This window comes from Rhodococcus sp. ACS1 (assembly GCF_002300155.1).
GTDB classification, from domain to species: Bacteria; Actinomycetota; Actinomycetes; order Mycobacteriales; family Mycobacteriaceae; genus Rhodococcus_F; species Rhodococcus_F koreensis.
In genome coordinates, this window is the sequence record NZ_NSDZ01000008.1 from 254390 (window position 1) to 273769 (window position 19380).

A 19380-nucleotide genomic window follows, 5' to 3' on the forward strand; every position below is an offset into this window, starting at 1 on the left:
GGCACCGACAGGGAAATCGCGGTCGGCTGAGACCCGCCTAAATCGGTAGCGGTCCGGTCCGCGTAGTCCAAGCGGATGCGCGCTCCACGATCTGAAGGTCGACGGCATCGCCAGCGGAGGCGTTCGCGCCTCTGGCGGTGTCGCTTTCGACATCGTCACGACGAAGATACGGAAAAGAATGCTCAAGCAACATGAAGTCGCCGCAGACACCCTGGTCGGCAGTGCCGCTTATGCATTGGCGAGCTACGCCACTGCCACCCAGTACGAAACACTGCCAGGGGAGGTGGCCGATCGTGCGAAGCTCATCGTGTTCGACCAGCTCGCCTGCGGGTTCGTAGGCGCCGAACTCCCGGCAGGCCGGATCATCGGACGTTACGTCGCCGATATGGGTGGCAAACCTCAGTCCGTGGTGCTCGGCTCACCCGACCGATGTTCAGCGCCCCTCGCTGCCCTCGCCAACGGCACCTCCGGCCACGCCGATGAGTTCGACAGCGTCCATGCAACGTCGGACTTCCTCGGCACCGGTCATCCGGCCGCGATCATTGTCCCGGCGGCCGCTGCACTGGCCGAACGCCAGTTCTGCACCGGCCGCGATCTGGTGAACGCAGTGACCCTCGGTTACGACGTCGGCGCACGAGTCATCTCGGTGACCGGCGGCCTTGCACCCATGATGGGCAACCACGGGATCGACCCGGGTTCACTGCACTCGCTGGGCGCTGCATTCGCATGTGCGCGGCTGCTCGGTTTGGACGAGAGCCGACATCTGTTCGCCGCTGCATTGGCGGTCCAGCAAAGCGTTGCGCTCAACGCGCCCTACGGGGAACGCAGGCACATGAGTAAAGCGTTCGTCACCGGCCAGGCGGCATACGCGGGCGTCACCGGCGCGGTGCTGGCGGCAACGGGTTTCGAGGCCAGCGACAACATTTTCGAGGCACCGGGCGGGATCATCGACACCTGGGCCGAACCGGGCCGTGAGGGACAGCTGGCGAAGGATCTCGGCGTCGACTATGCGGTGATGGGCGCGAACTTCAAGTTCTATTCCGCTGGTTATCCCATCCATTCCCCGGTTGAAGCCGCCCTTGGATTGCAGAGTGAGCACGGATTCGCCCTCGACGACATCGAGCGGATCACCGTTCGTATGCCGTCGCATCCGGCCAGCGTGGTCGACAACCGGTCGATGCCGACCATCTGTCTCCAGCACATGGTTGCGGCTGCTCTGGTCGCCGGCAACCTTGGATTCGACGAAGCGCACTCGGCGACGTTGCTAAACGACCCGAAGGTGCTGCACCTGAAGTCGCTCGTCCTCCTGATCCGCGACGCGGAATTCGATCGCGTTCAGCCGCAAGGGCGAGGCGCCGAAGTGACGATCGATCTCGCCGGTGGCTCGGTCTCGCGCAGGGTCGAGCACCCCCGTGGGCATCGGTTCAGGACCCCAGCCCCGACCTGGGACGATCTGCGGGCCAAGTGGGAAGACCTGCTGGTACGTCGGGTCGGCCAAAGTCGCTTCGATCAGTTCTACCACGCATGTGCATCCCTCGAATCGGTAGACGACGTCAATGAGGTGAGTAGCCTCCTCGCTGGAGGACATGTGTCGTGACGTCTACACAACCCGTCTTGTCGAATCCAGCTGAATATTCGTCCGGGTCTGCGTCGAAAAAAGCAGGGTCTTTGATGATGATCGACAAGGTACGCGGGCGAGCTACGACCGGACAGGCGTATCGACGTTGACGGGCATTGCGGACGGCGACATGGCAGATCACCGGAACGACCCAGGCCGGGATGCAGACGAATCCGGATGGCCGCTCGTACTGTCCGACCAAGGCTGCTTCTATGTCGGTGGCCGGTACAGCGACGACACGGACACAATGACGGGTCAGGTATTCGTGCAATACCAGATACCCGCGGACCTGCGTTACCCGTTCCCAGTGGTGATGATTCATGGAGGCGGACAGACCGGCGCCGGCTTCCTGTCGACGCCCGATGGGCGGCGTGGCTGGGCCGACAATTTCGTTGCGTACGGATTCGCCGTGTATGTCGTCGACGTGCCAGGCCGAGGTCGAGCCCAAGGTCACGACCAGGTAGGCGCAGTGCGCCCGGCAACCGCGGTAGCGGGCCGGGTGCGCGCCGACCGGTCGGCACCGGCGTGGCCGCAGGCGCATCTGCACACCCAGTGGCCAGGAGAAGGGCGGCGGGGAGATCCGACTTTCGATCAGTTCTACGCGTCACAGGTATCGAGTTCGGCCGACGCAGAGTCGGTCGAACTGGCGATGCGCGGCGCCGGCGCCGCGTTGCTCGACAAGATCGGTCCCGCTGTTCTGCTCACGCATTCCCTGGGCGCTCCCTTCGGTTGGCAGATCGGTGACGCACGTCCGGATTTGACGCACGCAATCGTGGCGATCGAACCGAATGGTCCGCCCGTCTACGACGTACGTTTCACGCCTGAGCCAGAGTGGTTCGACGATGCTGACCTCGCCCGGCCATGGGGAATAACGCGGACGCCGATCACGTACTCGCCGGCTGCCGAATCGGCAGACGAGCTGTCGTTTGAGCGTCAGGAACGGCCGGACGGCCCCGGATTCGTGCGTTACTGGCGTCAGGCCGAGCCTGCGCGCAGGCTGCCGAATTTGGCTCGTCTCCGAGTTCTGATCGTGTCCGGCGAGGCTTCGTATCACGCGCCGTACGACCACGCGACGTCTGAGTACCTCACCCAAGCTGGCGTCGAGCACGACTTCGTTCGACTCGCTGATCGAGGTATTCGCGGCAATGGGCACATGATGATGTTGGAAAAGAACAACGCCGACATCGCGCGTTTACTCCGCGAGTGGATCCTCTCCAGTCCTTCATGAGACCTCTTCGGCTCTGGCCACGGTGCCCGCCGAGATTTCGGCGGGCACCGTGGCCAGAGCGTCCGCCTCTGCAAACGCGCGGGTTGGTGCAACCTCCGGCCGGCGAACAAACGGCCGGCGAACAAACGGCCGGCACACTGCTCAGTCTCTAGCGAAGCCCATGTACCTTTTTGAATCCGCTCTGATGGAGAGCGACCCGCTATAGCGAAGACCCCAGCACGTCGCCGAGTAGGGCCTCGAGACGCATCTCGCCCTCTCGCGTCTCACCGCCTATGGCGAGGAATCGCTCCACATTCGCCAAGGACTCAGACGAGGCCATGAGACGTTGGAGTCTGAAGTTCTCCTGACGCAGTCCATCCTCTATGGGTCCGTCTGCCAGGGCGATGACCTGCTTTGTCAGGCGAACAGCCTCCGCAGGGCAGGCGGCAATGCGCCGCGCGGTGCAGGAGACGAAGTCGTCGATCTCCGCAGGCGAAAGGGCGCGGTTGAGGTACCCCCAGCGTTCCGCTGTCAGCGCATCCAGATCGAGCCCACCCATGATGAGTTCAATCGCACGCGACCGCCCGACGAGGCGAGGTAGGTATTGCGATGCACCACCGCCCGGAACGCTGCCGATGGGAACCGACATGGTGTTGAAGACAGCTTTGCCGATCGCGCCGAACTTCATGTCACATGCCATCACGATGGCCGCGCCGCCGCCGCTCGCTCGGCCCTCTACCTGTGCAATCGTGATCTGGTTCATCGTCCGTAGCCGCTCGCAGATTTCATGCATGTGGTTGAGACCGACCTCACCCACGGACGCGGGGACTTCCGGTGGCTGCATACGGTAGAGGTTCGCGAAGTCATTGTGAGTGATGAAAATGTCGGGATCCCGACTCTTCAAGACGACCACAAGCGGATCGGGGTCAGCCGAAACCTGCCGGGTAAATGTGTCGAGGTCTTCTACCAGGTCGCGAGTCAAGAGGTACAGCGGTGGGTTATCCACGGTCGCGGTGACGATCCGCCCCAGATCCTCGACCTTCAAGGTGGTGAATGAGTCGTACTGCAGTTTGGACATGATGTTCCCCAGGGCTGTTCGTGTGGGATCGGGAGCAAGGGTGCCGAAAACGCCCCGGCGCTTTGGTTCCGGTCAGACTGCCGCGAGACCCTCGAAGTTCTGGTCACACGTCAATGACGCGACGCCCGCGGACTCGAAGGGTACGGATATACGCTCTCGAGAATGCGTACCTCACTTGGGAGACAGTTCGATTCAGGGAGGACCTGCCATAGTCGCTCGATGAACCGGCGCATTGTCATTCCGAACTGCACAAGGACTTCCTCCTCGGTGGCGCCCCCGAATGGTGCCCACTTGCTGGCAAACTCAATGAGGCACTCCGCTTCGGTGTCAGAATGAATCCGTTGATGGTTGGCTTCGATCCAAGCGGCGCGACGTCTTTGGCGCCACTGGCGATACTCACGAGAGTTCATGCGAATTTACAATCCAAATGTAGGGGCAGACGAGCCTTGCTGACAGTGCCCTGCTGTTGCCGTCGGGTGCCGTCGGACAGACGGCACCCGAGAGCTGGGTCAATCAGAGTTCGCGTATTATTTCGAGGCCATCGTGCTGATGTCGATGACGAAGCGATACTTGACATCACCGGCAGCGACACGGTCGTAGGCCCGATCGATCTCGTCGGCGTCGATCACCTCTACCTCGGCAGTGATCCCATGAGCGGCACAGAAATCGAGCATCTCCTGTGTCTCTTCGATACCACCTACCAGCGTGCCCGCGATCGACCGCCGGTTGTGCAGCAGGGAGAACACGTCGAAGCTGATCGGACGCTTCGGGACACCGAGATTGACGAAAGTTCCATCGAGCGCGAGCATCTGCAGGAAGGCGTCGTAGTCGAGGTTCGCCGGCACGGTCGACACGATCAGATCGAATGTGTCGGCGTAATCGGTGTAGACCGTCGAATCGGTCGACAGGCGATAAGCATCAGCGCCGCGCCGCACCGCGTCGGCTTCCTTGTCCATGGTCAGGTCCAACACTGTGGTGTGAGCACCCAGAGCCTTGGAGATCGACACGCCGACGTGTCCGAGTCCGCCGAATCCCACGATCGCGACCTTGCTGCCGGGGCCGGCCTTCCAGTGGCGGAGGGGTGTGTACGTGGTGATTCCGGCGCACAGGAGGGGTGCAGCCTCGTGCAACGGGAGACTGTCCGGGATCCGGAGAACATATGCCTCGTCCACAACGATCTTCTCGCTGTACCCACCCTGGGTGACCTTCCCGTCGCGGCCGACGGCGTTGTAGGTCCGGATGTGTTCGACGCGGCAGTACGACTCGAGGCCGGCCTTGCAGTGGTCGCACTCCCGGCACGAATCGACGAAACACCCGATTCCGACACGGTCACCGACGGCGAACTTGCTCACTTCAGCGCCGACGGCGGAGACGGTTCCGGCGATCTCGTGTCCGGGGACCAGTGGATAGTTCGTCTTGCCGAATTCGCTGCGCGCGCGGCTGACGTCCGTGTGGCAGATGCCGGCGTACGCTATGTCGATCAGTACATCCGCCGGGCCGACCTCCCGTCGCTCGATCTTGGTCGCTTCGAACGGCGCGCCCGGGGCCGCCGTGGAGCGGGCGTTGACAAGCATCATTCGTCCTTTCTCTCCGCCACTGCCGACCAGCTTTGTGGTCGAGGCGGATCGGATATGAATCTGTTCAGGTCGGTCAGAAGACGAACACGCCTTTGCCCGCGTCCTGTTTGTCGAACTTCGTGTACGCCTCTTCTGCCTGGTCCAGGGACCAGCGATCGCTGAACAGGTCGTCGACCGGCAGCGTGTGACGTTCGATGAAATCGGCACATTCCAGCTGCTGAACACTCGACAGTGACCATGAGGTCATGACGGTCAGCTGCCGTGAGAGGTTCTTCCGCACATCGAGTTCGACGGTGCCACCCAGCCCCACCACGCACAGACGACCCCATGGTGCCAGCGCGGCTACGGCCGACCTGGCAGCTGCGGTGGCGCCGGAAGTCTCGACGATTGCCGGTGCGCCGGACCCTCGAGTCAGATCTTTGATCGCCTGGACGGCGTCGACGGACCCGGCGTCGACGGTCTCGGCAGCACCGAACTGAATCGACTGGGCCAGCCGCTTGGGCTCGAGATCGACCGCTATGACTCGCGCTCCTCGGTCGGCGGCGAGCATGGTCGCGGAGAGACCGACCGGTCCTTGCCCGAACACCACGACATCGGTGCCGCCGATCTCGCCGAGTCGTTCCAATGCCCCCCACGCGGTACCTGTCCCGCACCCGATCGCCGCGCCTGCCTCGAAGGAGAGGGAGTCGGGAAGTCGAAGGGCCGACCTCACGGCAACCTGCATGAACGGAGCATGGGCGCCGTGCGCGTTCTTGCCGTACACGAGGGGAGCACTGGTGGTGCACATTTGGGTCCAACCGGATCGGCATGCGACACAGCGTCCGCATCCCGCGTAGTGATGGATCATCACACGATCACCGACGGCCAAACTGTCGTCGACACCGGGGCCCAGCTCCTCGACGACACCGGCCGGTTCGTGGCCGCCGATGCAGACCGCTGCCGGGTCGGGTGTCGCGTCGGCGGGTGCGCGATAGTAGTGCAGGTCGCTTCCGCACATACCCGATGCGGTTACCCGAATGACAATCTCACCTTCGCCCGGCTTCGGGTCCGGAAATGGGCGCAGTGAAACCCGCCGATCTCCGTCGAACACCAGACCCTGCATTACAACCTCCTGTTACAGATGATTTTACGGGTGCCGACCACCCTCAGATGGCCCCAGCCGAGCGCAGTTGTTCGACCTCCTCGGCCGACATGCCCAGATCCTCGAACAGGATCTGGTCGGTGTCGGCTCCCAGACCGGGAGCCCTGGTCGGCTCCACGATCGGTGAGTCGGAGAGGAACAGTGGGCTGCCGAGTGTCATCCACGAGCCCTTGTCGTCGGACATCCGGCGCAGAACGCCACGCTCGGCGATGTGGGGATCCACCATCAGTTCGGCAAGGTCGATGACGGGGGCGGTGGGGATGCCGGTGTTCTGCAACAGGTCGGCGACCTCTTGCTTGGTGTGAGTGCTCGTCCACCGTTCGACGATCATGTCGACGTCGTCGACATGATCGCAGCGGCCCCCCATCGAATCGAAGCGGGGATCCTTCGCATCGGGGTCACCCATGATGTCGCACAGCCGATCCCAGTGCACCTGAGTGGGGCACAGCACGGTCACCCAGCCGTCGCGTGCCCGGTACGCGTTGTACGGCACGACCGCCATGCCGCCGTGACGGTTCCCGGTCCGCTCCGGCATCGCGTTCTCGCTGTGGGCCATGCCGGCGATGTTCGAGGTGAGTGACGGCAGAATCGCATCCTGAAGCGCCACTTCCACGTGTTGGCCTCGGCCGGTGTGCTCGCGCTGATAGAGCGCCGCGAGGACGCCGCCGACGAGGTGGGCGCCTCCCATGAAGTCGACCACGGAGGGGCCGGTGCGAGTCGGGGGCCCTTCCATGAAGCCGGTTGTGCTCATGACGGCTGTGCGGGCCTGGATGGTCAAGTCCATCGCCGGCTGTCCCGCGTACGGCCCGAACGAGCCGAATCCTGTACCGGAAGCAACGATCAGCTGGGGATTGATCTTCGCCAACTCTTCGTAGCCCAGGCCGTAGCGATCCATCGCGCCCGGCGCGAGATTCTGGATGAGGACGTCGGCGGTTTCGGCGAGTCGCCGAAGCACGGCCTGTCCGTCGGGGTTCTTCAGGTCCAACCGCATGGCGCGCTTACCGGAGTTCAACATGCTGAACTGGACTGACGAGCCGTCCTCGGCGGCGGTGGCCAACCTTCGATAGGGGTCGCCCGCGGGCGCCTCGATCTTGATGACGTCCGCGCCGAGTCGCGCAAGCAACATCGAGCAGTAGGGCGCGAAATAGAACTGCCCGACGCAGATGACCTTCACACCGTTGAGTGCGGGCATACCCACCCCTTCGTGATCGTAATTACGGACAAAAGTTTGTTACTGCGGAACGATAGGCGCGGCCGTGGGAGGTGTCAATGAACGAAAAGGGCGCCGAGGCGGCGGTGCCCCACCTTCGGGTCGAGTGGTCGACTCGAACCCTTGACTGGTGACTGGCGCCACAGTTATCGTCGAGATGATCTTTATTAGGAACACTCGTACTTATATACGACCATGCATCGAGGTGCGAGGCCGCGGCGATTCGGCGTCACGTCGGACCGCCCCACCATCAAGGAGAAGGCCGGATGTCGCTGCAAGAGCAGCCGGTGGGAGTGGATTCCCCCGCTTTGCCCCCGAGCGCGAACAAGATGCACAAGGTCGCGCTCGCGAGCTTCATGGGCACTGTCATCGAGTTCTACGACTTCATCATTTACGGTACCGCCGCGGCGCTGGTGTTCTCCGACGTGTTCTTCCCAGCCCTGGGGGCTCACGCCGGCACCGTCGTCTCGTTCGCGACGCTGGGTGTCGCGTTCGTGGCGCGACCGTTCGGGGCGATCCTCTTCGGACATTTCGGAGACCGGCTCGGGCGAAAGCGGACGCTGATCGCCACCATGCTGACCATGGGCGTTGCGACCGTCCTCATCGGCGTACTTCCCACTGCTGAAACGATCGGTGTCCTCGCACCGGTCTTCCTCATTCTCTTGCGCGTTGCGCAGGGGCTGGCCGCGGGCGGTGAATGGGCCGGTGCCGCGCTCTTCACGACGGAGAACGCGCCGAAGGACAAGCGTGGCTTCTGGGCGATGTTCACCAACTTGGGAGGCGCTGCCGCCAACATGCTGGCCGCCACGACCTTCCTGCTGACCAGTGTGTTCATGACCGACGACACGTTCGTGTCCCACGGGTGGCGGATCCCCTTCCTGCTGAGCGCGCTCCTGGTGGTCTTCGGCCTCTATGTCCGCCTCAAGCTCGATGACACTCCGGTGTTCACCGAACAGATCAAGGGCGACGGTGCCAGCTCACTTCCGTTCGCGGACGCGTTCCGCAACCAGGGCAGGCAGATCCTGCTCGGCGCCGGCACCTTGCTGATGGCCTTCGCTCTCAACTACATGGGCGCGTCCTACCTGACCAACTACGGCACCGCAACGCTCGATCTGGATCGCTCGCAGGTCCTCGGAGCCGGCGTGTTCGGCGGTGTGATGCTCGGAATCGGCATCATCTCAGGTGGAACCCGGTCCGACCGCGTAGGCCGGAGACGCATTCTTCTGATCACGAACGTTGTTGCGATCCCCTGGGCGCTGGTGCTGTTCCCGTTGCTCGACACGAAATCGCTGGCCGCGTTCTGGATCGGACTTGCTGTGAGCTTCCTCGTCGCCGGTCACGCATTCGGTGTCGCGGGATCCTTCCTGTCGGAGCTGTTCCACACCAGGTACCGCTACACCGCCGCAGGTCTGTCGTACAGCCTCGCCGGAATTTTCGGTGGTGCGCTTCCCCCGCTGATCGCCGCGAGTGTCATCTCGACGTGGGGAGGTCTTGCTTTCGGTGTCCTGCTGGCAGGCCTCGGCCTGGTCTCCATCGCGTGCACGCTGAGGTTGCGGGAAACTCGGGACGTCGAGTTGGACGACATTCCGGACGTCCCACGCGCTACCTGATCCTTCGTTCCTCGCCTGGTACAAGACTGCGCCGGTACCCGGACGGGTACCGGCACAGTGCTGACGCGGTTCAGGGAGAAGTGCGACCGGTGATCGGCAACCAGCTCAGTGGGCTGCCGTCCTGCCTTTCCACCCGCGCCTCGCGTTCCAGTCGCACGAGGTGGGACATGGTTTCGCCCAGAGCAGCGCGGGCGCCGCGCGGATTCAGTGAATCGAATGGTCGGGCCCACTTCACCGCATTCGCGACGTCCCAGGCCGTGCGGTGTCCGTCAGCGACCGCAGTCCAGATTTCGTCCAATCGCGCGAGGTGGTGCACTTCCACCTCGCGAACTCGTCGATCGACGCCGGTGAAGGTCCACTCGTGACCGGGGGCGGCCACGGCGTCGCCGAACGGTCCCAGCCTCGTGAGTGAGGCACAGTAGTCGCCGAGGGGGTCCTCGCCTGACGTCGGGCGCTGTGAGATGTTGGCCGACACGCGGGGCAGCAGGTGGTCGCCGGTGAAGAGAATGTTCCGGCCCCGATCGTGAAACACCATGTGACCTGGCGTGTGGCCGGGTGTGTGCACCGCGAGAAGTTGGCCGTCGGTGTCGGGGACCGTGGCGCCGTCGACAAGCTCGCGGTCCGGCCACTGCGACGACATGTCGAGCATGAGTTGATCACGGTCGGCGAGGAGGTCGGCGGAGCGGTGGGGAGGCACCCCGACGCGATCAAGCCACGAGGTGATCTCGGCGAGGCGCCGGCGGCGATCCGCGGTGGTGCGTGCTATCTGGGGGTACTCGGCAGGGTGAAGCGCAATCCATGCCCCACTGTGCCGGTGGACTCGTGCTGCCAGGCCGTAGTGGTCAGGATGGCCGTGAGTCACGACCACACCCGTGAGGTCATCCAGCGTTCCACCTGCGCCCGCGAGTCCATCGGTGAACGCCTTCCAGCCCTCGTCGCTGTCCCACCCCAGATCGACTGCAACATATCCGCGATCCGACTGCAGCAGGTAGGCGAAGGAATGCCGCAACGGACTCGGAAACGGCATGGCGATCTGCCACAGGCCGGGAGCGATCAACGAAAGCCCTGAGTCGTCGGAACCGCTCATCGGATGGGTTTCCGCTCGATGGATGAACTTGCAAGTGGTAGAGGACTATTCGACGGTGTTCGCCGGTCCATGGTGACGGTGACCTTTCCGGTAGTGATGTGCGCGAGCCAGGTTGCGCGTAACGAGATTCCGACTGGAATTCGGTCCAGGGCAACGACACTGGGTGGGTATCCCGACGCTACGCTACGCCCGTCACGACGTCCACGGTGACACCGCCGCGGCGGTCGCGCCCAGTGGTTTCATTCGATGGCGCGATGGGCCAAGTTGCTATTGACGAGCATTGTGAGGCGGGATACATTCTAGTTCATAAATGGAGCCAATGGTTCGTATATAAGTACGAATTTCGGCCGCACTGGGCCGTGGGGCGCATTCGGCCGCTGCGCTCGCTACTTCGAAGGCATTGAGGAGCACCTGCTTTGACCGACTACCTTCCCCCTCCGACGCAGGACTCTCCAGTTGCCGAGCGCCCGACGGAGCCCGCCGATTCGTCCGAGGCCAAGACGAACAAGATGCCGAAGGTGGCGTTCGCCAGCTTCATGGGAACTGTCATCGAGTTCTACGACTTCGGCATCTTCGGTACAGCAGCTGCTCTGGTGTTCGCCCATGCCTTCTTTCCGGCCCTGGGAACCTACGCCGGAACGGTCGTGGCATTCGCGACTCTCGGCGTGGCGTTCGTGGCCCGTCCGTTCGGCAGCATCCTCTTCGGACACTTCGGAGACCGTCTCGGCCGTAAGCGGACGCTGATCTCCACGATGTGCCTGATGGGTGCCGCCACGGTCATCATCGGTCTGCTGCCCACCGCAGCGACCGCGGGGGTTGTCGCACCGATCCTGCTCATCGTGCTCCGCATAGCCCAAGGGCTGGCCGCGGGCGGTGAATGGGCAGGCGCTGCACTGTTCACGTCGGAGAACGCTCCCAGCGACCGCCGCGGATTCTGGTCGATGTTCACCAACCTCGGCGGAGCCGTCGCCAACATCCTCGCGCTGTCGACCTTCTTCGTGACCGGCCTCTTCATGAGCAACGAGGCATTCATCGCCTGGGGCTGGCGTGTTCCGTTCCTCCTCAGCATCGTCCTCGTCACGGTCGGCCTCTACGCCCGGTTCAAGCTCGAGGAGAGCCCGATCTTCGCGAACGAGGTCAAGCGGCGCGGGCGAAGCAGTCTCCCGTTCAAGGATGCCCTGACGAACCAGTGGAGGGAGATCCTCCTCGGTGCCGGGGCGCTCGTGTCGTCGTTTGCCTTCGGCTACATCGGGATCGCGTATCTGATCAATTACGGGACCGCGACACTGCACCTGAGCCAGCACGGCGTGCTCGCGGCCGGGATCTTCGGGAACGTGGTGAACGGTCTGGCCATGATCTCGGGTGCGATCCTGTCCGACAGAATCGGCCGGCGACCTGTTCTGTTGCTCGTCAACATGATTGGCATACCCTGGGCGCTGGTCCTCTTTCCCCTGCTCGACACCGAGTCACCGGTCGCGTTCTGGATCGGCATCACCGTGAGCTTCCTCATCGCCGGCCACGGCTGGGGAGTGTGCGGGTCGTTCCTCTCCGAGCTGTTCCACACGCGCTACCGCTTCACCGCCGCCGGTCTCGCCTACAGCCTCGCCGCAATCCTCGGTGGTGGTATCCCGCCGCTGGTAGCAGCAAGCATCATCGACAGTCACGGTGGCTTCGTCTTCGGGATATTCTTGGCGGGTTACTGCCTGGTGGGCCTTGTGTGCACCCTCGTCCTTCGAGAGACCCGCAGCAGGGCACTGGACGAACTCCCTCCCGACATCGGATTCGCACGAGCCGACAACAACTAGACAACTACATCGGAGTGGTCTCATGAGCCTGACGATCAGAGCATTCTCTGTCGGCCGCGTATTCGGCCTCCCGAAGCCCTCGTTCACCTATCTGCGGGGATGGGGCGACACCATGGACCTCCCGCTCATCATGTTCGTGATCGAAGGCGGGGACGCGCCCGTGGTCGTCGACACCGGGGCCGACCTCAGCCGCGCCTGGGACACCCACCGCATCAAGATGGAACAAACTGTCGAGGAACGACCGGAGGTGGCTCTGCGGTCCGCCGGGATCGATCCGGACGACGTGCGCCTCGTCGTCAACACACACCTGCATTGGGATCACAGCTCGAACAACCATCTGTTCCCCAACGCACGCGTCGTCGTCCAGCAACGTGAACTCGACTTCGCCCGACAGCCCGTGCCCTGGCACTGCCGGCAATTCGAGGCACTGCCGGATATGGACCCCGCATGGCAGCGCGCCGAGGACAAGATCGTTCCCGTCGACGGTGACACCGAGTTGGCCCCGGGAATCACACTGGTCGCGTTGCCGGGGCACACTCCGGGCTCGCAGGGAGTTCTCGTCGAGGCAGACACCACCCGCTACCTCATCGCCGGCGACTGCGTCTACCTGTACGACAACTGGGAGGGCGACGCCGAAGCCGACCACATTCCCGTCGGACTCTTCACCGATCTCGTGGCCTATCACGAGAGTCTGCTGAAGATCGAAGCCCTTGACTGCGAGGTCATCCCGAGCCACGACTTCCGTGTTCTCGAACGGTCGATTTTCAAGTGATCTCGCCGATTCTCGAGGTCGCCGAACCCCGGCTCCCTGCTGAACATCATCGCCTAGCTCCGGAAGGAACCCAGTGACACGAGAAGCCGTCGTCGTCTCCACGGCACGCACCCCGATCGGAAAGGCTTACCGCGGCGCCTTCAACGACACCCCGCCGCAGCACCTCGCCGCCCACGCGATCACCGCCGCGGTCGAGCGGGCCTCGATCGACCCCGCCGAGATCGACGACGTCGTCCTCGGCTGCGCCATGCAGGAAGGCGCCTCCGGGCTCAACATCGCACGCCAGGCGTCCCTGCGCGCGTCGCTGCCGGTCACCGTGCCGGGTATGACAATCGACCGCCAGTGCGCATCCGGGCTGATGGCCATCGCCACCGCCGCGAAACAGATCATTGCCGACTCCATGACCGTCACGGTCGGCGGTGGCGTCGAATCCATCTCGCTGGTGCAGAATGATCACGCGAACCGCTACCGGGCCCGCGACCCGTGGCTGGTGGAGAACCTGCCGCAGACGTACATGCCGATGCTCGAGACGGCCGAGATCGTCGCCGAACGCTACGGCGTGTCCCGCGATCGCCAGGACGCCTTCGCCCTTCTGTCCCAGCAGCGCACCGCCGCCGCTCAGCAGGCTGGTCTGTTCGACGCCGAGATCGTTCCCCTCACCACCACCAAGGTGGTCACCGACCGCTCGACCGGGGAGGCCGGCGTCGAGACGGTCACCGTGACCCAGGACGAAGGCAATCGCCCGCAGACCGATCTCGCCGGACTCGCGGGGCTGCGCACCGTCCTCGCGGACGGGCACGTCACCGAGAAGGCCACCGTCACCGCAGGCAACGCCTCCCAACTCTCCGACGGCGCCTCGGCCGCAGTGCTCATGGAAAGCCGGGAGGCGGCCCGCCGGGGCCTCGATGTCCTCGGCACCTACCGTGGGATGGCCGTCGCCGGCAGCCACCCGGACGAGATGGGCATCGGCCCCGTCCACGCCATCCCGAAACTGCTCCGCCAGCACGACCTGAAGATCGACGACATCGACCTGTGGGAACTCAACGAGGCCTTCGCCTCCCAGGCGGTGTACTGCCGCGATCACCTCGGCATCGACCCCGATCGCTACAACGTCAACGGCGGCGCCATCTCCATCGGCCACCCCTACGGCATGAGCGGCGCCCGCCTCGTCGGACACGCACTGCTCGAAGGACGTCGCCGCGGGGGCCGATACGTGGTCGTGACCATGTGCATCGGCGGCGGCATGGGCGCCGCTGGGCTATTCGAAATCTGAATCAGTAAGGCGTCCTGGAAGGACGAACGCAAGGAGTTTCGCCTTTCGCGCAAAGAGTTCGGCTACTTGCCGTCGAGTTGCTTGTCGGCGAGGAATTTCGAGACTTCGTCGGCGATTTGGGTGTTGTTGAGGTCGGAAAACGGGAAGTGGGTGTTGCCGGTGATGCCGATCTCGGGCAGGTGGACGACGGTGGCGTCGCCGCCGTGGCGGTTGACTGCATCGGCCCACAGCCGTGCCATCTGGAGCCGGGCCCGCCAGCTGTCCTGGTTCGGCTGGTCGGTGGGCTCGCTGGGGATGTTGTCGCCGTAGTAGATGACGATCGGAATCTTCGTCAGCGCGGTGAACTGGTCCATCGGAACGGTTTCCGGGCTGAGGGTGTCGAAACCGTTCGGGATCGGTTGTGGTGCTTCCCCTTCGGGGAAGACGAATCCGCTGCCCGGCTCGAACGCGACGATACCCTTCACGTCGGGATTCTTCATGGCGGTCTGCCAGCCGGGCCCGCCACCCTGGGAGTGGGTGAAGAGGATCCCCTCGCCGATCCGGTCGAACAGGGCTGACAGGCTGTCGGAGATGACCCCGGCGTCGAAGGGACCGGTGTTGGGTGTCATCGAACGGTAGAACTGGTCCAGGGCTGCGGGGTCGCTCGAGAACTGCACCCCGGGGTACATATCCGGCCAGGTCCCGAGGCGGAACTGGTTGAACCACAGTTGCTCGTCCGGGGTCGGGGTGACGGTGGTGCCGACCATGCCGCGGCCCGCGTCACCGCGCCGCGGCTGGTCGACGAGATATGTGGAGAACTGTTTGCGCAGGAACAGGTTTTGGAAACCTTCCCGGCCGTCGGCGGTGGTCTCCCAGGTCTTGGCGGACTGGCCGGCGCCGTGCAGCATCACGATCGGCAGGTTCCGGGCGTCTTGGGGCACCTGGTAGTAGGCGTAGGCGTGGTCGCCGTGATAGGTCTGTCCCTGCGGGTCGGCAGGACGACGAGGATCGAACTGGCCGGGCGCGGTTGTCATGGTGCCGCCGACGGTGAAACTGCCCTGCTCGGCGATGGCGAGTCCGGTCGCAGGTGAGTCACTTCCGCTGTCGCCGGAGCTGCAAGCGGTGAGCGCAGCGGCGACAGCCACCGCGAGGGCGGCCATCCGTGTCCGCGTGCCGATCGTTGTGGTGTGCATATCGTCTGTTCTCCCGACTGGAGCGTGTTCTGCGAAATATTGGCGGTCGGATGGTCGATGCCGTCCCGGCGTGGCGTGCCCGCGAGATTCCCGATGCTCCGGAGACTGTGATCAACGGGAGCCGCTGGAATCGAGATCGGAGCTCGCGGGAATCCCGAATCCCTGTCCCGCACCCCGGGGGGTAAGCCACACCAACACATGCCGCATGACGATAGAGAAACTGTCGATGCGTTCTGTGTGAAAAGATGTGAGCTTCCTGTGAAGCGCCGGTCCGCTCGCCCGGCCGTAGCTGGTCCGAGGCCCAGCCGTCTGCGCCGACCATCGACCCGATCGGCAGTGCCGCGCTGCCGCTGGGAAGAAGTCCCCGCGGGAAATACCGAAACCAGTCCACCCGGTGGGGTGCGGGTGGACTGGATCGCCGTCAGCCGAGTTGGCCGGCGGGGCGGAGCAGGATTTCGTTGATGGCCAGATGACGGGGGCGGGCGAGGGTGAAGGCGATGACCTCGGCGATCTCCTCGGGCTTGACCGTCGCCGCGTCGTAGCCCTGCTGTACAGCCTGCCTGGTGGCCTCGTGGGTGATGTGGGTAGGCAGTTCGGTGTCGACCACACCCGGTTCGATCAGCGTGACCCGCACGTCCGGTAGCAGTTCCTGACGGAGGGATTCGGACCATCCGTTGACGCCCCACTTGGTAGCGGCGTAGACCCCGTTGGTTGCCCTGGCCGTGCGTCCGGCGACGGAGGAGATGTTGACGAGGTCACCGCCGCCGTCCTTGAGCTGGTCGAGGAAGACCTCGGTGGCGGTGATCGCACCGAGCAGGTTGACCTCGATCATGTTGCGATAGTCGGCGCGCTGTTCGGAGGAGAACGGGCCCAGGAGCATGGTTCCTGCGTTGTTGACCAGCACGTCGGCTCCGCCGAGCTCGTCCTGCACCCGTTGAGCTGCGGCCACGATTGCGTCGCGGTCGGTCACGTCGGCCTGGATCGCGATCGCACCGTCACCGAGCTCGGCGGCGAGAGCCTCGATACGGTCGAGGCGGCGCGCCAGGAGTGCGACGCGATATCCGTCGGCATGGAGGGCGCGAGCGGTGGCCGCGCCGATACCGGACGATGCACCGGTGATGACCGCAACACGGGGAAGATTCTGGGAGTCAGTCATGTGATTGGGTTCCTTGTAATTGGTCAGGGGATCTAGCAGAGGTGGCGCCCCGATACACGGTGGGACACTCGCCCTGCTGCCTTTCCAGCACACCACGGTGAGGCCGAATACGGGAGTAACCGGCTATCCGTGTACTGGTATTACTCCTTACCACTGTCGAGCGGTCGTGACGTACATGAGCGGGCGCCTTGCCCGTGCCGCTTTCTCACACGAGGTTGTTGGCGCTGAGCCACGTGTCGAGGTCCGGGGCTGCTTCTGCGACGGTCTCGCCCTGAATGGCCAACCCGTCACGGACATCGCTGCCGGGAAGGGCATCGCGGTAGTCGTCATCGATGCCGCTCATGCCGCTGACGGCATAGGTGACGAAGGGCAGGATCGTCTTCCCCGCGAGGTCGACGCCTTCGACGAAGGTGGACATGATCATCGGGGTGCGCATGTTCCACACGGGGCTGCCCAGGAGCACGATGTCGTAGCCGCTGACGTCCGGAAGCGGGTTCGCGATCGCGGGACGGGCGTCGTCCTGTTGTTCTCGGCGGTTGCGCTCGACAGTCGGGTCGTATGCATCGGGATAGGGGTCAGCGGCCTCGATTTCGTAGGTGACACAGTCGATCCGGTCGGAGATCATCCCAGCGAGGACTTCGGTGTTGCCGACCTCCAGGTTCCGACGGCCCCTGTAGTAGTAGTTCTCGCCGGCGCGGGAGAAGTAGACGAGTAGCACTCGCGGGCCGGGGACGGTGGTTGTCTCGGGATCGGGTGTCCTCGGGGTTCGCTCTCCGGTGGCCGGGCCCTCCTGCGGGCGCTGCTCGGTGGTGCAGCCGGTGAGGACCGCGGCAATGGCCGTGAGCCCGGTGAGCCCGGCGGTCAGGAGTGTTCTGCGGCTGAGGGATTCGATCATGATGCCGTCAGGTGCGGGACGGCGGCGGCGCTCACGATGCTGCATCGGTGCTGCGGCTGAGTTGCTCGAACCGATCGACGTCGCGGGCGGCGTCATCGGCGGCCGCACGAAAACCGCCGAGCGCATCGCTACCGAGAACGAGCAACTTCGGTGGCTCGGCGTCCTCGGCGGCCTGCAGGATCGCGGCCGCCGCTTTCTCCGGCGCGCCACGCTGCGGGCTGAGCGCCGCGTCACCTGTCCGTCCGAGTACCTGGTCGTACGCCTCGATCTGGATGCTGGACCGGTCGGCGGAGCGTCCGCGGAAGTCGGTGCGGAACGATCCGGGTTCGACGACCATCACGCGCAGCCCCAACGGCTCGACCTCCTTGCGGAGTGACCCGGACAGTCCCTCGAGGGCAGCCTTCGCGGCGGAATAGTAGCCACCGCCCGGAATGGTGATGCGCGCGCCCACAGATGAAATGTTGATGATCAGGCCGTTCCCGCGGCTGCGCATACCGGGCAGGGCCGCCTTGATCAGCGCAACGGGACCGAAGAAGTTCGTCGCGAACAGGCGAGTCACAGCCTCGTCCTCGCCTTCCTCGATTGCGGCGGTGTACCCGTAACCGGCGTTGTTCACCAGCACGTCGATACCGGTCCAGCGCTCCTCGACCCTCGCTACGGCGGCATCGATGGATGACGGGCCGGTGACGTCCAGGGACGTGATCAACGCGGTTTCCGGATAAGCCGCCCGGAGGTCGTCGAGGGCGTCCGTGTTCCTCGCGGTTGCGACGACCTGATGCCCGGCAGCGAGAACACGCTCGGCGAGCGCGCGGCCGAGTCCGCTCGATGCTCCGGTGATCAACCACGTCGTCATTCGTCGTCCTTCTCGATGGCGAAGTCGGTGGTGGCACTGACATGCGCCCACTCGTCGATTTCGTCGATGCGTCCCTGGAGCTCTTCGCGGACGATCTGAATGGCGTCGGTCCCGAGCAGCAGGCGGAACGGGGCGTCCGTGCCGTCGACCGCGGCGATGATGACCTGCGCCGCGCGATCGGGGTCACCCTGCTGGGTGCCGTGGGTGTGGTCGTTCTCCTTGCGGCGCTTCCCGGCGGTGTCGGCGTAGTCGTCGATCACGGTGCTGGACTGGTTCAGGGAGCGACCGGAGAAGTCGGTCCGGAACGCGCCCGGCTCGAGCACCATCACCCGGATCCCGAGCGGCGCAACCTCGCGGTTCAACGCGTCGGACACGCCCTCCAACGCTGCCTTCGTCGCGGTGTAGTAGCCGGAGGCGGGGTTCGATCGGGGCGCGCCAATCGAGGAGACGTTCACGATGGTGCCCGACCGGCGGGAACGCATCTGCGGCAACACCTGCTTGATCACGTCGACGGGGCCGAAGAAATTCGTGGCGAACAGCTCGTCCACTTCGTCCACAGCTGCTTCCTCGACCGCGGCCCGGTACCCGTGCCCGGCGTTGTTCACCAGCACATCGATACCCCCGAACCGGTCGGTCCCGGCGCCGACCGCGGCGACTACCTGATCGTGGTCGGTGACGTCCAACGGCACCGCCAGCGCACTGTTCGGATGCGCGGCGACGAGGTCCTGTACGTGGTCGGCGTTGCGGGCGGTGATCACCGCGTTGTCGCCATGCTCGAGGACGGCCCGTGCCAGCGAGGCTCCCAGGCCGCTCGAAGCTCCTGTGATGAACCAGGTGGTCATGTTCGTCTCCTTTGTCGTGCGTAGTGCGCCAGCGCTCGCGCCTGGCCGGGCGGGCAGGGACGCTGTCCGGGGCGCGGAAGCAGA

The 19380-nt window shown here is 64.5% G+C and carries 16 protein-coding genes; 6 read left to right on the forward strand and 10 right to left on the reverse strand.

Annotation, left to right across the window (positions count from 1 at the left end; genetic code table 11):
* Window positions 1-178: 178 nt before the first annotated feature.
* Window positions 179-1597, forward strand: coding sequence for an MmgE/PrpD family protein (locus CJ179_RS35520; RefSeq protein ID WP_095864504.1), 1419 nt, complete (start codon window positions 179-181; stop codon window positions 1595-1597).
* Between the two features lie 127 nt (window positions 1598-1724).
* Window positions 1725-2846 carry an alpha/beta hydrolase gene (locus tag CJ179_RS35525; RefSeq protein WP_218834873.1) on the forward strand — a complete coding sequence of 374 codons (1122 nt, stop codon included), beginning with the start codon at window positions 1725-1727 and terminating at the stop codon, window positions 2844-2846.
* A 199-nt stretch (window positions 2847-3045) separates the two neighbouring features.
* Here the strand turns inward: CJ179_RS35525 and CJ179_RS35530 are convergent, their stop codons facing one another.
* The 4 genes from CJ179_RS35530 to CJ179_RS35550 form a co-directional block, all read right to left on the reverse strand.
* Window positions 3046-3903 carry an enoyl-CoA hydratase/isomerase family protein gene (locus CJ179_RS35530; RefSeq protein ID WP_095864505.1) on the reverse strand — a complete coding sequence of 286 codons (858 nt, stop codon included), beginning with the start codon at window positions 3901-3903 and terminating at the stop codon, window positions 3046-3048.
* A 527-nt stretch (window positions 3904-4430) separates the two neighbouring features.
* Window positions 4431-5480: an NAD(P)-dependent alcohol dehydrogenase gene (locus CJ179_RS35540; protein ID WP_095864507.1), complete on the reverse strand. Its 1050-nt coding sequence runs from the start codon at window positions 5478-5480 to the stop codon at window positions 4431-4433.
* A gap of 73 nt (window positions 5481-5553) precedes the next feature.
* Entirely contained in the window at window positions 5554-6582 is a 1029-nt protein-coding gene (locus tag CJ179_RS35545) for a zinc-binding dehydrogenase (protein ID WP_095864508.1), read from the reverse strand.
* Window positions 6583-6625: 43 nt separating this feature from the next.
* Window positions 6626-7813, reverse strand: coding sequence for a CaiB/BaiF CoA-transferase family protein (locus CJ179_RS35550; protein WP_095864509.1), 1188 nt, complete (start codon window positions 7811-7813; stop codon window positions 6626-6628).
* 284 nt (window positions 7814-8097) lie between these two features.
* Here CJ179_RS35550 and CJ179_RS35555 point away from each other — a divergent pair, with 284 nt between their 5' ends.
* A complete protein-coding gene (locus tag CJ179_RS35555; RefSeq protein WP_257015943.1) occupies window positions 8098-9441 on the forward strand; it encodes an MFS transporter in 1344 nt (447 codons plus the stop codon).
* A gap of 70 nt (window positions 9442-9511) precedes the next feature.
* Here CJ179_RS35555 and CJ179_RS35560 read toward each other — a convergent pair whose 3' ends face one another.
* Window positions 9512-10528 carry an MBL fold metallo-hydrolase gene (locus CJ179_RS35560; protein ID WP_095864510.1) on the reverse strand — a complete coding sequence of 339 codons (1017 nt, stop codon included), beginning with the start codon at window positions 10526-10528 and terminating at the stop codon, window positions 9512-9514.
* 416 nt (window positions 10529-10944) lie between these two features.
* On the opposite strand from CJ179_RS35560, the gene CJ179_RS35565 reads away from it, so the two are divergent.
* The 3 genes from CJ179_RS35565 (at window position 10945) to CJ179_RS35575 (ending at window position 14378) form a co-directional block, all read left to right on the forward strand.
* Window positions 10945-12333, forward strand: a complete 1389-nt coding sequence (locus CJ179_RS35565; protein WP_095864511.1) for an MFS transporter — start codon at window positions 10945-10947, stop codon at window positions 12331-12333.
* Between the two features lie 22 nt (window positions 12334-12355).
* A complete protein-coding gene (locus CJ179_RS35570) occupies window positions 12356-13105 on the forward strand; it encodes an N-acyl homoserine lactonase family protein (RefSeq protein WP_095864512.1) in 750 nt (249 codons plus the stop codon).
* A 73-nt stretch (window positions 13106-13178) separates the two neighbouring features.
* A complete protein-coding gene (locus CJ179_RS35575; protein WP_095864513.1) occupies window positions 13179-14378 on the forward strand; it encodes an acetyl-CoA C-acyltransferase in 1200 nt (399 codons plus the stop codon).
* Window positions 14379-14440: 62 nt separating this feature from the next.
* Here the strand turns inward: CJ179_RS35575 and CJ179_RS35580 are convergent, their stop codons facing one another.
* The 5 genes from CJ179_RS35580 to CJ179_RS35600 form a co-directional block, all read right to left on the reverse strand.
* Window positions 14441-15550 carry an alpha/beta fold hydrolase gene (locus CJ179_RS35580; protein WP_095864514.1) on the reverse strand — a complete coding sequence of 370 codons (1110 nt, stop codon included), beginning with the start codon at window positions 15548-15550 and terminating at the stop codon, window positions 14441-14443.
* A 421-nt stretch (window positions 15551-15971) separates the two neighbouring features.
* Complete coding sequence (locus CJ179_RS35585; protein WP_095864515.1) at window positions 15972-16706, reverse strand: SDR family oxidoreductase; 735 nt, start codon at window positions 16704-16706, stop codon at window positions 15972-15974.
* A gap of 205 nt (window positions 16707-16911) precedes the next feature.
* Entirely contained in the window at window positions 16912-17646 is a 735-nt protein-coding gene (locus CJ179_RS35590; RefSeq protein WP_257015944.1) for a flavodoxin, read from the reverse strand.
* Window positions 17633-18454, reverse strand: a complete 822-nt coding sequence (locus CJ179_RS35595) for an oxidoreductase (RefSeq protein WP_095864516.1) — start codon at window positions 18452-18454, stop codon at window positions 17633-17635. Before CJ179_RS35595 ends, CJ179_RS35590 begins: the two co-directional genes overlap by 14 nt.
* Window positions 18451-19296 carry an oxidoreductase gene (locus tag CJ179_RS35600; protein WP_095864517.1) on the reverse strand — a complete coding sequence of 282 codons (846 nt, stop codon included), beginning with the start codon at window positions 19294-19296 and terminating at the stop codon, window positions 18451-18453. Before CJ179_RS35600 ends, CJ179_RS35595 begins: the two co-directional genes overlap by 4 nt.
* Window positions 19297-19380 lie beyond the last annotated feature (84 nt).

What these genes read in the sequence shown, in the direction of transcription:
- CJ179_RS35595 (WP_095864516.1), bottom strand. Translation starts at nt 18,454, where the DNA reads ATGACGACGTGGTTGATCACCGGAGCATCGAGCGGACTCGGCCGCGCG.
- CJ179_RS35520 (WP_095864504.1), top strand. Translation starts at nt 179, where the DNA reads ATGCTCAAGCAACATGAAGTCGCCGCAGACACCCTGGTCGGCAGTGCC.
- CJ179_RS35550 (WP_095864509.1), bottom strand. Translation starts at nt 7,813, where the DNA reads ATGCCCGCACTCAACGGTGTGAAGGTCATCTGCGTCGGGCAGTTCTAT.
- CJ179_RS35540 (WP_095864507.1), bottom strand. Translation starts at nt 5,480, where the DNA reads ATGATGCTTGTCAACGCCCGCTCCACGGCGGCCCCGGGCGCGCCGTTC.
- CJ179_RS35580 (WP_095864514.1), bottom strand. Translation starts at nt 15,550, where the DNA reads ATGCACACCACAACGATCGGCACGCGGACACGGATGGCCGCCCTCGCG.
- CJ179_RS35555 (WP_257015943.1), top strand. Translation starts at nt 8,098, where the DNA reads ATGTCGCTGCAAGAGCAGCCGGTGGGAGTGGATTCCCCCGCTTTGCCC.
- CJ179_RS35590 (WP_257015944.1), bottom strand. Translation starts at nt 17,646, where the DNA reads ATGCAGCATCGTGAGCGCCGCCGCCGTCCCGCACCTGACGGCATCATG.
- CJ179_RS35570 (WP_095864512.1), top strand. Translation starts at nt 12,356, where the DNA reads ATGAGCCTGACGATCAGAGCATTCTCTGTCGGCCGCGTATTCGGCCTC.
- CJ179_RS35600 (WP_095864517.1), bottom strand. Translation starts at nt 19,296, where the DNA reads ATGACCACCTGGTTCATCACAGGAGCTTCGAGCGGCCTGGGAGCCTCG.
- CJ179_RS35530 (WP_095864505.1), bottom strand. Translation starts at nt 3,903, where the DNA reads ATGTCCAAACTGCAGTACGACTCATTCACCACCTTGAAGGTCGAGGAT.
- CJ179_RS35545 (WP_095864508.1), bottom strand. Translation starts at nt 6,582, where the DNA reads ATGCAGGGTCTGGTGTTCGACGGAGATCGGCGGGTTTCACTGCGCCCA.
- CJ179_RS35560 (WP_095864510.1), bottom strand. Translation starts at nt 10,528, where the DNA reads ATGAGCGGTTCCGACGACTCAGGGCTTTCGTTGATCGCTCCCGGCCTG.
- CJ179_RS35585 (WP_095864515.1), bottom strand. Translation starts at nt 16,706, where the DNA reads ATGACTGACTCCCAGAATCTTCCCCGTGTTGCGGTCATCACCGGTGCA.